At 73.8% G+C, this 13,008-nt stretch carries 9 protein-coding genes; 7 read left to right on the top strand and 2 right to left on the bottom strand.

Annotation, left to right across the window (positions count from 1 at the left end):
• Positions 1 to 3: 3 nt before the first annotated feature.
• Together AB0J39_RS04195 and AB0J39_RS04200 are read right to left on the bottom strand one after the other, a co-directional pair.
• Entirely contained in the window at positions 4 to 1,014 is a 1,011-nt protein-coding gene (locus AB0J39_RS04195) for a hypothetical protein (protein ID WP_363461646.1), read from the bottom strand.
• A 120-nt stretch (positions 1,015 to 1,134) separates the two neighbouring features.
• A complete protein-coding gene (locus AB0J39_RS04200) occupies positions 1,135 to 2,244 on the bottom strand; it encodes an epoxide hydrolase family protein (protein WP_363461648.1) in 1,110 nt (369 codons plus the stop codon).
• Between the two features lie 62 nt (positions 2,245 to 2,306).
• Here AB0J39_RS04200 and AB0J39_RS04205 point away from each other — a divergent pair, with 62 nt between their 5' ends.
• From AB0J39_RS04205 to AB0J39_RS04235, 7 genes are all read left to right on the top strand, one after another.
• Positions 2,307 to 3,317 carry a YafY family protein gene (locus AB0J39_RS04205; RefSeq protein WP_363461650.1) on the top strand — a complete coding sequence of 337 codons (1,011 nt, stop codon included), beginning with the start codon at positions 2,307 to 2,309 and terminating at the stop codon, positions 3,315 to 3,317.
• A gap of 48 nt (positions 3,318 to 3,365) precedes the next feature.
• On the top strand, positions 3,366 to 6,611 hold the full coding sequence (locus AB0J39_RS04210; protein WP_363461652.1) for a BREX system ATP-binding domain-containing protein: 3,246 nt from the start codon (positions 3,366 to 3,368) through the stop codon (positions 6,609 to 6,611).
• 135 nt (positions 6,612 to 6,746) lie between these two features.
• Positions 6,747 to 6,929 (top strand): hypothetical protein, encoded by a 183-nt coding sequence (locus AB0J39_RS04215; RefSeq protein ID WP_363461654.1) that lies wholly within the window; start codon positions 6,747 to 6,749, stop codon positions 6,927 to 6,929.
• 156 nt (positions 6,930 to 7,085) lie between these two features.
• On the top strand, positions 7,086 to 8,087 hold the full coding sequence (locus AB0J39_RS04220; RefSeq protein WP_363461656.1) for an MvdC/MvdD family ATP grasp protein: 1,002 nt from the start codon (positions 7,086 to 7,088) through the stop codon (positions 8,085 to 8,087).
• The gene (locus AB0J39_RS04225; protein WP_363461658.1) at positions 8,077 to 9,123 is read left to right on the top strand and encodes a TIGR04500 family putative peptide maturation system protein; all 1,047 of its coding nucleotides are present in this window, start codon (positions 8,077 to 8,079) and stop codon (positions 9,121 to 9,123) included. The genes AB0J39_RS04220 and AB0J39_RS04225 overlap by 11 nt, the downstream gene beginning before the upstream one ends.
• Positions 9,120 to 11,264: a peptidase domain-containing ABC transporter gene (locus AB0J39_RS04230; RefSeq protein WP_363461660.1), complete on the top strand. Its 2,145-nt coding sequence runs from the start codon at positions 9,120 to 9,122 to the stop codon at positions 11,262 to 11,264. Before AB0J39_RS04225 ends, AB0J39_RS04230 begins: the two co-directional genes overlap by 4 nt.
• Before the next feature lie 94 nt (positions 11,265 to 11,358).
• Positions 11,359 to 13,008, top strand: a 1,650-nt coding sequence (locus AB0J39_RS04235; RefSeq protein ID WP_363461662.1) for a BTAD domain-containing putative transcriptional regulator, incomplete at its 3' end; no start/stop codon positions are given.

Raw genomic sequence — 13,008 nt, forward strand, 5'->3', positions numbered from 1 at the left:
ACCTCAGCGACCCGTGCGGTAGGCGACGAACGCGATGATCCCGATCGCCCCGAGAGCGACCGCCACCCATAACACCGGCATCGGCACGCCGAGCAGGCCGTCCGCGGCGGCCGCCTCGCCCGACGCCGTGACCTCCCTCGGGCGGGCGGAGGTCCGGGCCGGGCGGGGAGAGGAACTCGGGCGGGCGGAGGCCGGCAGCGGCACCCGGTAGACCGGGCTGTCCTCCCCCTCGCTCCCGGTGAGCAGGGCCGTCCCGTCCCGGGTGTACGCGATCGACTCGGCCTGCTTCAGCGGTGGCATCGTGACGTGCGCGAGCAGCTTCCCGGGCGAGCGGTAGACGGACGCGGAGAAGTACGTGCGGATGACGAAGCTCGACCCGTCGGGGGCGTACGCGGCGTCGGTCGCCATGATCGGCGCCGGCCCCACCCGCCGCAGGACGTTCACCTTGTCGGTGCGGATCTTCGCCGGCGCGGCGTAGACACCGCCGGAGAACTCCTTGCTGACGACGTACAGCCGGCCCGAACGGGGATCGACCATCACCCCCTCGGCGTTGCGGGGCCCGTCGGCGTACCGGAAGCGGTACCGGGTCGCCCGCAGCGTCGCGTCCTCCATCGTCCGTGGCTCGACGACCCGGTAGACGGACACGTCCGGCCAGGCGCCGTCCATGTTGTCCCCGATGTCGGCGATCCACAGCACGCCGCGGCCGGTCGCGCGGTCGGTGGAGGCCGCGATGCCCTCCCAGTCCCGGGCCTCGGCGTTCCCGATCGTGAACGTCGCCCGCGTGCGGCCGTCCGGGCCGACCGCGTAGATCTGCGGTCCGTGGCCGCTGTCGTTGTGGGTGTAGACGATGCCCTTGTGCGTGGGCGAGACGGCCAGACCGCTCGACTCGCCGACACGCTCGTCCCGGATCCGGAACTGCGGCCGGTCTCCGTCGTCGGCCCGGGCGGCCGTGCCCGGGACGACCGCTCCCGCGGCCGCTAGAAATGCCAGGACGGCCCGCGGAATCCGTCTCATCCGAATCCGCCCCGTTGCGCGCCCCATGCGGCCATCATTCCCGATGTCCGCTGCGCGTGCGGCGGCCGACATGCCCCCGGCCGTCCCGGATTCGGTCAGGGGCGGGCAAGTGACGGGCGATCAGCGCAGGGCGGCGTAGAAGTCGCGCAGGTCGGCGGCGAGCACGTCCGGCCGCAGATGAGCGGCGTAGTGGCCGCCCCCGTCGTAGGACCGCCAGTGGACGATGTTCTTGTGGTCGCGCTCGGCGAAGGTGCGCATCGACACGAAGTCGCCCTCGAACATCGCCAGGCCGAGTGGCACCGTCGTCGGCTCCTTGGGGTGCTCGGCGTGCGCGTCCTCGTAGTAGAACCGCGTCGCCGACGTGGCGGTGCCGGTCGCCCAGTAGAGCATGGTGTTGGTCAGGATGAAGTCGTCGTCGACGTCCTCGCCGAACAGCTGGGTGTTCCAGCCCAGCAGCCCGGCCGGCGAGTCGAAGATCCCGTACGACAGCGTCTGCGGCTGCTGCGAGTGGACCATGTTGAACGACATCTTGTTCTCGTAGAACCACTGCAGCACTTCGAGGCCCTTGCGCTCCTCGTCGGTGAGGTTCGCCATCTCCGCCGGGTCACCGGAGGGGAAGGAGTAGATCTGCGTGACGTGGACCCCGACGACGTGCTCGGGGTCCACCCGGCCCACCTCGGGCGAGACGAACGAGCCGCCGTCGTTGCCCACCGCGCCGTACCGGTCGTAGCCGAGCCTGCGCATGAGCTCCGCCCAGGCCCGGGCCGTACGGAACCTGTTCCAGCCGCGCTCCCGGGTGGGGCCGGAGAAGCCGAAGCCGGGCAGCGACGGGATCACCAGGTGGAACGCGTGCGCGGGATCCTCCGGGTTCGTCAGCGGCTCGATGACCTTGAGGTACTCCACGAGTGAACCCGGCCAGCCGTGGGTCAGGATCAGCGGGAGGGCGTCCTCGTGCGGCGACCGTACGTGCAGGAAGTGGATGTGCTGCCCGTCGATCTCGGTGGTGAACTGCGGATGACGGTTGATCTCCGCCTCGTGGGCACGCCAGTCGTACCCGTCCCTCCAGTACTCGGCCAGCCGCTTCACGTACTCGACCGGCATGCCGTAGTCCCAACCCGCGCCGGGGATCTCATCGGGCCAGCGGGTGCGGCCGAGGCGGTCCTTCAGGTCGTCGAGGTCGGCCTGCGGGACGTCGATGCGGAAAGGCGTGATCTGCGTGTTCTCGCTCATGACGCCGACACTACGGACCCTTCCGGACAGGCTCTGTCCTGAAGTGCCGCCAGACTGGAGCAATGTTGGAGACCTCGGCGCGGCTGCTGCGCCTGCTGTCGTTACTCCAGGCCACACGCGACTGGCCGGGCAGGGTCCTCGCCGAACGGCTCGGCGTGACCGAGCGGACCGTCCGCCGCGACGTCGACCGGCTGCGCGAACTCGGCTATCCGGTGGAGTCCACCCGGGGCACGGACGGCGGCTACCGGCTGGTCGCCGGGACCGCGATGCCGCCTCTGCTCCTCGACGACGAGGAGGCGGTGGCCGTTGCGATCGGGCTGCGGGCCGCCGGCGGCGTGCCGGGCGTCGAGGAGGCGGCCGAGCGCGCCGCCGCCAAGCTCGAGCAGGTGCTGCCGTCGCGCCTGCGCCGCCGGGTCGGCGCCCTCCAGGCGTACACCGAACCGGTGCCGCCCGACCGGCCGGGCCCCGCGATCGACCCGGCCGTCCTGAACGCGCTGGCCGCCGCGTGCCGGGACCGCGAACGGCTGCGGTTCGACTACCGCGACCATGGCGGCTCCTCCGGCGTCAGGGTGGCCGAGCCGTACCGTCTCGTGTCCTGGGGCCGCCGGTGGTATCTGGTGGCCTGGGACGTCGACCGCGACGACTGGCGCACCTTCCGGGTGGACCGGATCGCGCCCCGCACTCCTACCGGGCCGCGCTTCCCGCCCCGCGACCCGCCGGAGGGCGGCGCGGCGGCGTACGTCGCCCGAGGCGCGTCGGCGGCGGCCTGGCGGCACCGCGCCCGGGTGCTCGTCCACGCCCCGGCCGAGGAGGTCGCCGCGCGGATCAACCCCGCCGTCGGCGTCGTGGAGGACGTCGACGACCGCACCTGCGTGCTCGTGACCGGCGCCGACACCCTGAACACGCTCGCCGTCCACCTCGGCCTGCTCGAATTCGACTTCGAGGTCACCGGGCCGCCGGACCTGGTGGACCACCTGCGCGCCCTCACCGCCCGCTACGCCCGCGCCACGCCGGGGGCGGCCGAGGGGAACGACGGGTCTCGTGATCGGGGAGCGAAGCGGCATTCACCCTAAACTCCTCCTGGTTGCACGGCGAGAGAGTTCCACAGGTGGGAGCAGAGGGTGGAGTTCCGGATTCTCGGCCCCATCGAGGTGCGCGGCGACGACGGGCTCCCCGTCGACCTGGGTGGACGGCGTCCGCGTGCCATCCTGGCGCGGCTTCTCGCGGCACGCGGCACCGTCGTTCCCACCGACGCCCTCATCGCGGACCTGCACGGCGAGGATCCTCCGCGGGGGGCGCGCGCCACGCTGCACGCCTACATCGCGAACCTGCGCCGTGTCGTCGAGCCCGGCCGGGAGCCCCGCGCCGCACCCGAGCTGCTCCTGTCCAGGTCGTCCGGCTACCTGCTCGCCACCCGGGACGTCGACGCGATCCGCTTCACCGACCTGGTGAAGGCCGCGGAGACGGTCCCGCCGGGAGAGGCGCTGGTCTCCCTCGACGAGGCGCTCGGGCTCTGGCGCGGCACCGCCTACGGCGATCTGGCCGACGAGCCGTGGGCGGTCACCGAGGCGAACCGGCTGGCCGAACTGCGCCTGGTCGCGGTCGAGCGGCGCGCCCAGGCGCTGCTCGCCCTCGGCCGTCCCCAGGCGGTGATCGACAACCTAGGCGCCGAGACCGCGGAGCATCCGCTGCGGGAGCGCCTGTGGTCCCTCCTCGCCCTGGCGCTGTGGCGCGTCGGCCGGCGCGACGACGCCCTGTCCGCGACGAACCGCGCGAGGGACGCGCTCGGGCAGCTCGGGCTGGACCCGGGCCCCGAGTTGCTGGCGGTCGAGAACGAGATCCTCCAGGACACCGCCGCGCTCCGGCCCGTGCCCTCCGCCGCCATCGGCAGGGAGCGGGAACTGGCCGAGCTGAAGACGCTGCTGGACCGGACGGACCACGAGGGGATGGCCATCGCCGCGGTGACCGGCGAACCGGGCATCGGCAAGACGTTCCTGCTCGACGCCCTGCGCCGCCACTGCGAGGACCTGGGCTATCTCGTCCTCTGCGGCAACTGCCACGAAACCCGGGGAGCTCCGCCGCTGTGGCCGTGGCTCCAGGTGCTGGACGCGCTCGCCCTCGTGTGCCCGCCGCCCGACCGGCCGGCGCTGGCCGGCCTCCTGGACGAGGAGGCGCCCACCGGCACCACGGAGGCCGCCAGGCTCCGCCGCAACCAGGCCATCGCCCAATGGCTCGCCGCCGCCGCTCGCTCGCGTCCGACGTTGATCGTCCTCGACGACCTGCACTGGGCCGATCCCGCCTCGCTCGAACTGCTGAGGGACGTGGTCATGCTGACCGAGGGCGCGGCACGACCCGTGCCGCTCACCCTGGTCACGGCCTTCCGCGACGCGATGTTCACCGGCGCCGCGGCGTCCGGCGACACCCAGCCCGCGCGCGGCCTGACCGTGGACGAGCTGCTGAGCCGCGTCACCCGGTACGGGCTGCTCAGGATCCACCTCACCGGGCTGGAGGCCGGCACCGTACGGGCGATCGCGGCGGACATGGGAACGGACCTGGACGAGACGACGGCGGGGCGGCTCACCGCGCGCACCGGCGGCAATCCGTTCTTCGTGCGCGAGAGCGTGCGCCTGCTCGCCCAGGGGCGGACGCTGGACGCGGTCCCCCCGGCGGTGGCGGACCTCATCCGGCGGCGGATCGTCCTGCTCCCCCCGGAGACCGGCGAGGCCCTGCGGATCGCCGCCGTCATCGGCCGCACCTTCGACCCCGCCGTCGTCGCCGAGGCCGGGCGCGCGGAGACGTACGACGCGCTCGACCACGCGGCGCGGGCGGGCCTGGTCGCCGCGCGGGCCCATCGGATGACGTTCGCGCACGACCTGGTGCGGGAGACCCTGCTCGCGGACATCCCGCCGCTCAGGAAGGCGGCGCTGCACCGTGACGTGATGACCGCGCTGGCCTCCCGCCCAGGGAGTGACGTGACGGCGATCGCGCATCACGCCGTCGAGGCCGGTCCGGCGGCCTACCGCGAGGCGGCGCACTGGGCGCGGGCGGCGGCCGAGCAGGCGAGTCTGCGCATGGCCTTCGAGGAGGCGGCCGCGTGGTGGGACCGGGCGATCACCGCGCACGGCGCCTGCGCCGGCGATCCGCTGGACCATGTGGAGCTGCTGCTCCGCCAGGTTCGCGCCCTGCTCGACGCGGGAGACCTCTTCGGGGCCAGGCAGGCCCGGGCCGAGGCCGTACGCGCCGCCGACCGGGCCGGCGCGGGACCCGAGCTGACCGCCCGGGCGCTGACCGCGCTCGACGCCCCCGCGAAGTGGACGCTGCGCGACCCCTACGAGGCGGTGGAGCTGCGGCTGGTGCACCGCTTCGAGACCTGCCTGCGGGCGCTGCCGGAGGACGACAGCCCGGAACGCGCCCGCCTGCTGGGCGGCCTGGCGCAGGAACTGTACGACGGGACGGACAACCCCCGCTGCGACGCCCTCTCCGCCCAGGCGGTGCGGATGGCCCGCAGGCTCGACGACCCGGTCCTGCTGATGGGCATGCTCAACGCGCGCCACCTGTCCCTCCCCCAGCCGCTGCACGTCGCCGAGCTGCGGGACATGACCGACGAGCTGCACGAGCTGGCGCGGCGGACGGAGGCCCCGGGGTACGAACTGCTCGCTCAGCTGCTGTACACCAACGCCAGGCTGGAGACCTTCGACGTCCGGGGCGCGGACGAGGCCGCCGCGCGATGCGACGAGATCCTCGAGCGGCTGCCGCTGCCGTGGCCCCGCTTCCAGCACACGATGTGGCGGGCCGTACGGCTCACCCTGAACGGCCGGTTCGACGAGGCGGACGCCATGTACGACGAGGCCGTACGCCAGATAGGCGCCATCGACATGTGGCACGCCGACGGCCTCGTCGCCATGGGACGCGTCATGCTGCACTACCACCGCGGCACCATCGCGGACGCCGGGCCGTACATCGACCGCACCGCCGCCTTCCATCCCTCCATGGGCAGGGACGCCCGGATTCTGCGGCTCTGCGCGCAGGGCCGGACGGAAGAGGCGGGCGAGCTGGCCCGGGACGGCTGGCAGGCGCCGCCCAAGGACTGGTCGTGGCTGAACACGACCTGTCTGCAGGCCGCGGCCCAGGCCGCCCTCGGCCAGGCCGGCGCCTGCCGCCTGACCTACACGGCGCTGCTGCCCTTCAGCGGGCGTGTGTCCGCCTGGTCGGGGGTGATGTGCCTTGGGCCCGTCGACTGGTATCTCGCCCTGCTCGCCACCGCCGCCGGCGACGCCGTCGCGGCACGGCGGCACCTCGAACTGGTGGCCCGGCTCGCGGACGAGAACGGGCTGACCTGGTGGCGGGACCGGGCCGCCGCTCCGTGACCGGAGTCGCGACCAAGACGAACCAAGACAGGCCAAGACAGGCCAAGAGCGGTCAAGAGAACCCCAAACGGCGCTCTCCAGGATGTGTGCAAGGCCGCAAGTCGCGGCCCCGCACAACCAGATGGGGGAGATGTCATGCGTGACATTCTCAAGATCGAGGACCTGCCCGCGGGCGTCACCGAGCTGGCCGGGGCAGACCTGGAGACCGTCGCGGGCATCGACGTGGTCATGGCCAGTGACGAGATCGTGGCAGACCTGAAGCCCAGCTCGCCTTCCGTCTGCACCGCCAGCCAGCGGGGCGACTGCTGGACGAGCTGATGACCGCGGTGGCCCGGCCGCGGTGGACCACGGCCGCGCCCTGACCGCGACCGGCGGACGGGCTTGCCCCAGTCGTCCGGTCATGGGGGAACGACGGGGAGCCGGCGTCCGCGGGCGCCGGCTCTCTTCGTGTGATGGCGAAGGAGCACGTGACCCGTGTTATTGATCATCAGCAGCGCCGGCGACGACTCGGTGCACACCGTGCTGCCGAAGCTGGAGGCGCGCGGCGTGCCGCTGCTGTGGTGGGACGAGGCCGATTACCCCGGGGCCTCGGCCCTCACCACCCGCTATGCCGACGGCCGCTGGCGGCAGACGCTCACCTACCGGGGACGGACGCACGACCTGTCGGAGGTCACCGCGGTCTGGCACCGGCGCCCCGGCAAGCCGTCCGCGGCGGACGTGCGGGAACCGTCGCAGCGGGAGTTCGCCGAGCACGTGGCCAGGCTGGCGCTGCGCGGGGCGTACGACCTCATGGCGGGGGCCCGGTGGATGCCGGCGACGCCGCAGCACGCCCTGGCGGTCGACAACAAACTGCTGCACCTGCACCGGGCCACCGAACTCGGATTCTCCGTGGCGGAGACGGTGGTGACGAACGATCCGGACGAGCTCGTCCCCGCGTGGAACCGGGCCGGTGGCCGCCTGATCACCAAGACGCTCGACTACCACCCGTTCACCCTCGACGACGAGGCCCGTCACCTCTTCACCACCCAGGTGCCCCGGCGGCGGCTGTCCGGCAGGCACCGGCTCCGCCACGCCCCGGCGATGCTTCAGCCCAACGTGCCCAAGGCGTACGAGCTGCGGGTGACCGTCGTCGGCGAGCGGGTGTTCGCCGCCCGCATCGACTCCCAGGCGTCCCGGCTGACCTCCCTCGACTGGCGGCACTACGACGACCCCAAGGTGGGTTACTCGGCTCACGACCTGCCGCCGGACGTCGCCGACCGCTGCGTCCGCCTGGTCGCCGGGCTCGGCCTGACCTTCGGCGCGCTGGACTTCATCGTGACGCCCGACGGCGAGTACGTCTTCCTGGAAATCAACGTCAACGGCCAGTGGGCCTTCGTCGAGCTGCTCAGCGGCCTGCCCATCAGCGACGGAATAGCCGACTGGCTCGCCGACGCCGCCCTCCGCCCCGCCCCCGAGGATGCCACCGATGCCCGCTGACCAGAACACCTCTCCCCTTCGGACCGCCTTCTCCGCGGACCTCGCCGACGCGGTCGAACTCCTGCGCGGCCTGCCGGCCGCGGCGGAGACCGTGGCCGACGCGCACCGCAGCGTGCGGGCCTGGGCGGCCGAGCGGCCGTGGCTGCGCGCCCAGCTCGTGGCCGACGAACCACCGGGGACGGACAGGGTCGGCTACGACCTCGTCCTCGATCACCCCGAGGGCGGCTCCGTCGCGCTGTCGGCCGAGGTGGACGACGGCATCCCCTGGCTGGTCGACCACTCGACCCACTGGGCCGCCGCGAACATCCTCAGCGTCGACGGGGTCGGGCTGTCGATCGCTGCCGCGCTGTCGGCCATCCGCTCCCTCGGCGCCCGCGACCGGCGCGTACACGAGCAGCTGGTGGACCACCGCATCCTCCTGAACGAGGTGGAGGACGACCCACGCCCGGCGGACGACGCGGAGACGCGGCGGGCCGCCGACGAGTTCCGCCGCCGGCGCGGGCTCACCACCCGCGAGCAGACCCTCGACTGGCTCGCCCAGGCCGGCATCTCCGAGAAGCAGTTCTGGGGGCACGCCAAGATGCAGGCACGCATCGCCCGGGTCCGCGAGCGCTTCGCCGGTGAGGCGGCCCGGCGGCACCTCGCCGAGCACCCGGAACAGTTCACCGTACGGCGGGCCGCCTGGGTGACCGGACCGCGCCCGGAGCCGCTGCGCGCCCTGCTCGACGGCCCGGCGGCCGAGTTCGCGAACCGGGTGACGGCGGCGCTGCTGCATCCCGGCGACGCGACCGGGCTGCGGCTGGAGGCCGCCGCCACGCTCACCCCCCGTCTGCCCGAGCCCTTGCGGGAGATCCCCGGCGGTGCGACGGCCGGGCCCCTCCCCTACGAGGGCGGATACCTGGCCGGGGTCGTGTACGAGGTCGTCCCGCCGGACGCCGGGGCACCGGCGGTGCTCGACGCGGCGCGCGACGCGGCGTTCCAGGCATGGCTGGACGAGCGGCGGCGCGCCGCCGAGATCCGCTGGTTCTGGCTGTGAGACGGCGGGTCCCGCTGCAGATGCAGCTCACGCGCAGCGAGTGCGGCGCGGCCTGCCTGGCCATGGTGCTCGGCGGGCTGGGCCGCCGCACGAGCCTCGCGGAGGTGCGCGAGCATCTCGCTGAGGGCGTCGACGGGGTGAGCCTGCGGGAGATGATCCAGGCCGGGGCCCGTTTCGGGCTGCGGCTGCGCGCCTGCCGCGCCCCGATGGACACCCTCGCCGGGCTGCCCGCGCCGTTCATCGCCCTGTGGGAGAACAACCACTTCGTCGTGGTCGAACGGGTGACGCCGCGCGGCGTCGGCGTCCTCGACCCGGCGCGGGGGCGCCGGCGGCTGTCGCGTCGGCAGTTCCGCGCCGGTTACTCCGGCACGGTGCTGCTCGCCGACGCCCCCTCCGGGCTCACGCCCGCCGTCAGGTCCCGGCCGTGGCGGGTGCTGCGTCCCCTGGTCGTGCCCGCGCTGGCGAACCGGGGGCTGATCATCGCCGTACTGCTGGCCTCGCTCGGCACGCAACTCGCCGGCCTGGCCGTGCCGGTGTTCACCAAGCTCGTGGTGGACCGGCCGGTGGAGACCGACGTGACGACGCTCTCGGCGGCCGCCTTCTGCGTCGTCGCCGCGCACGCGCTGGTCGCCTGGACGCGCGCCTGGGCGCTCATCAGGCTGCAGACCTCGGTGGCGGCCGAGATGATGCGCAGGCTCGTCGGCCACACACTGGCCCTGCCGTACCGCTTCTTCCAGCGGCGCTCCAAGGGAGACCTGCTGAGCCGGCTCAGCGGGGTCGCGATGCTGCGTGACCTGCTCACCGAGCAGGCGCTGGCCTTCCTGTTCGACCTGTTCGCCGCCGTGACCTACCTGGCGCTGCTCCTCGTGGCCTCGCCCGGTATGGCGGTGCTGACGCTCGCGGCCGCCAGCCTCCAGGCCGGCGTGGTGCTGGCGACGGCCCGGCGCGGGACGCATCTGGCCCTCGCCGCGCTGCACACCAACGCCGCCACCCAGTCCGCCCTCGTCGACAGCCTGGCCGGCATCGAGGCGATCAAGGCGACCGGTGGCGAGGCGGCGGCCGTCGCCCGCTGGCGTGAACGTCACGACGAGGAACTGGCCACGGGGGCGGCCCGCAACCGGCACGTGTCCGGGGTGCAGGCGGTGAGCCACGCGCTGGGGATGGCGCTCGACCTGGGGCTGCTCGTCGCCGTGTTCGCCACCGCCGGTCACGGCGCGACGCTCGGCGACCAGCTCGCCCTGGTTTCGCTCGCCGCCTCGGCGACCGCGCCGCTCGCTTCCCTGCTCGGCATCGTGTACCAGCTCCAGCTCGCCGCGGCGCACGTCGGCAGGATCGCCGACCTGGTCGGCGCGGAGCCGGAGCGGCAGGGCGGTGTCCGATTGGCCGGCGGGCTCCGCGGCGCCATCACCGTCACCGGCCTCAGCACCGGCTACGACGCGCGCAGCCCGGTGCTGCGTGACGTGTCGCTGCGCGTTCCGCCCGGTGCGCGGGTCGCGATCGTCGGCGCGTCCGGTTCCGGCAAGACCACACTGGGGCGGGCGTTGATCGGGCTGGTGGAGCCGTCCGCCGGGCAGATCCGCTTCGACGGCGTGCCGCTGGGGGATCTCGACCGCCGGTGGCTGCGCCGGCAGGTGGGGGTCGTCACCCAGCAGCCGCACCTGTTCGCCGGCACCGTCATGGCCAACATCGCCGGCTTCTCCGGCCTGAGCAGGCAGGAGGCCGAGTACGCCGCCCGCCTGGCCGAGATCCACGACGAGATCGTGCGGCTCCCGCAGGGCTACGACACCGACGTCGGCGAGGGCGGCGGGCGCCTGTCCGGAGGCCAGCGTCAGCGTCTGGCGCTGGCCCGCGCCCTGGCCGGCCGCCCCAGGATCCTGCTGCTCGACGAGTCGACCGCCAGCCTGGACGCGGCGACCGAGGAGCGCATCCGCCGGAACCTGCTACGGCTCGGGCAGACGCAGATCGTCATCGCCCACCGGTTGTCGACCATCCGGGACGCCGACCTCATCGTCGTGCTGAACCGCGGCCGGCTGGTCGAGGCGGGCACCCATGACGACCTGATGGCCTACGGCGGTCACTACGCCCACCTGGTCCGCCATCAGGGTCAGCCCACCGGGCTCGCCGCGACTCCCGTGTACTGACCTACCGCCGGGCCAAGTCTCCGGCCAGTTGGATGCAAGTCCTTCCCTGTTGGCTGGGAAGTCCACGAAGGACTGCCCTGCCGGGAGGACGCACATGCCCACGGACGCAGCGACGCGGACGGAGTTTCGCGTCCTCGGCCCTCTGGAGGTCCACGACGGCGAAAGCGGACTCGTCGATCTGGGCGGGCCCGTCCAGCGGTCGCTGCTGTCCAGACTGCTGATCGCGCGGGGAGGCGTGGTACCGGTCGGACGGCTCGTCGACGACGTGTACCGCGGCGCGCCTCCGGCCTGCGCCGTGGCGACGTTGCGAGCGCATGTGTCGAGGCTGCGCCGGGCCGTCGAGCCGGGTCGCGCTCCGCGTACCCCGCCGTGTCTGTTGATCTCGCGTCCTCCCGGGTACGCGCTGGCGGCTACGGACGTCGACGCCCTGCGCTTCGAAGAACTGGTGCGCAATGCGGAAGGCCGCCCGGCGGCCGACGCGCTGCCCCTGCTCGACGAGGCGCTGGGGCTCTGGCGGGGTATCCCGTACGGAGAGTTCTGCGACGAGCCGTGGGCCGTCGCCGAGGTGGACCGGCTGTGGGAGCAGCGTGCGGCGGCGGTCGAACGGCGCGCGCAGGCCTTGCTGGACCTGGACCGGCCGCAGGCGGTGATCGGCGACCTGGAGGGGGAGACGGAGGCCAACCCCTCCCGGGAGCGGCTGTGGTGCCTGCTGGCACTGGCGCTCTACCGCACCGGCAGGCAGGCCGACGCGCTGGCCGTGCTGCGTCGCGCCGCAAGCCGCCCGGGTCGCCGTCCGGGGACGGCCTCGGGCGCGGCGCTGCGGACGCTGGAGGCCGACATCCTCCGGCACGCCCCCTGCCTGGAACCCGTCCTCGCCGCCGTGTCGCACACCGCCGTGTCGCACACCGCCGTGTCGCACACCGCCGTGTCGCACACCGCCGTGTCGCACGCTGCGGAGGCCCGCCGGGAGCGGCGGCCGCTGCGCGGCCGGGAGCGGGAACTGGCGGAGCTGACGACCATGCGGCCGGGCACGGCGCCGGTGGTCGCCGCGGTCAGCGGGGAGCCGGGCATCGGCAAGACCGCCCTGCTGGCGGCCTTCCGGGAGGACCGCGCCCGGCTCGGACATCTGGTGCTTTGGGGCGGCTGTGACGACGCCGGCGAGGCGCGCCCTTTCGGACCGTGGCGTCAGGTGCTGAGGGCGCTCCTGCGGCGCTGCCCTCCGGCTGACCGCTCCACCCTGCGGGACCTGCTTGACGACGTGCCGCCCGCGGGCACGGCGTCCGCGCGCCGCGGCGGGGCGGTCGCACGATGTCTGGCCGCCGCCGCGCGCGAGCAGCCGCTGGTCGTCGTCCTCGACGATCTGCACCGTGCGGACCCGGCATCCGTCGAATTGCTCGGGGACGTCATGATCCATCTGCGCGCCGTGCCCGGCGACACGCCCGTGACCGTCGTCGCCGCCTTCCGCTGTTCCCCGCCGCCGGGCACCACCGGGCACGCGGCCGAAGATCTGCTGTGCGCTCTGGCCCGCTACGACCTGGTGAGGGTCCGGCTGGAGGGTCTGGACAGCCGGGCGGTGCGCGCCCTCGCCGCCGATGCCGGCGTCACGCTGGACGAGCCGGCCGCGCGCCGGCTGGCAGAACGAACTGGGGGGAATCCGTTCTTCCTGCGGGAGATCCTGAGCGGCCGCGCGCGGGGTCCGGTGGCGGCGACCGTGCCCGCCGCGGTGGCGGAACTCGTCCGCAGG

This window comes from Microbispora sp. NPDC049633 (assembly GCF_040675265.1).
Classification (GTDB): domain Bacteria; phylum Actinomycetota; class Actinomycetes; order Streptosporangiales; family Streptosporangiaceae; genus Microbispora; species Microbispora maris.

Excerpts from the sequence above, each read along its gene's own strand:
- AB0J39_RS04215 (WP_363461654.1), top strand. The coding sequence starts at position 6,747 with ATGCGTGACATTCTCAAGATCGAGGACCTGCCCGCGGGCGTCACCGAG.
- AB0J39_RS04205 (WP_363461650.1), top strand. The coding sequence starts at position 2,307 with ATGTTGGAGACCTCGGCGCGGCTGCTGCGCCTGCTGTCGTTACTCCAG.
- AB0J39_RS04195 (WP_363461646.1), bottom strand. The coding sequence starts at position 1,014 with ATGAGACGGATTCCGCGGGCCGTCCTGGCATTTCTAGCGGCCGCGGGA.
- AB0J39_RS04225 (WP_363461658.1), top strand. The coding sequence starts at position 8,077 with ATGCCCGCTGACCAGAACACCTCTCCCCTTCGGACCGCCTTCTCCGCG.
- AB0J39_RS04200 (WP_363461648.1), bottom strand. The coding sequence starts at position 2,244 with ATGAGCGAGAACACGCAGATCACGCCTTTCCGCATCGACGTCCCGCAG.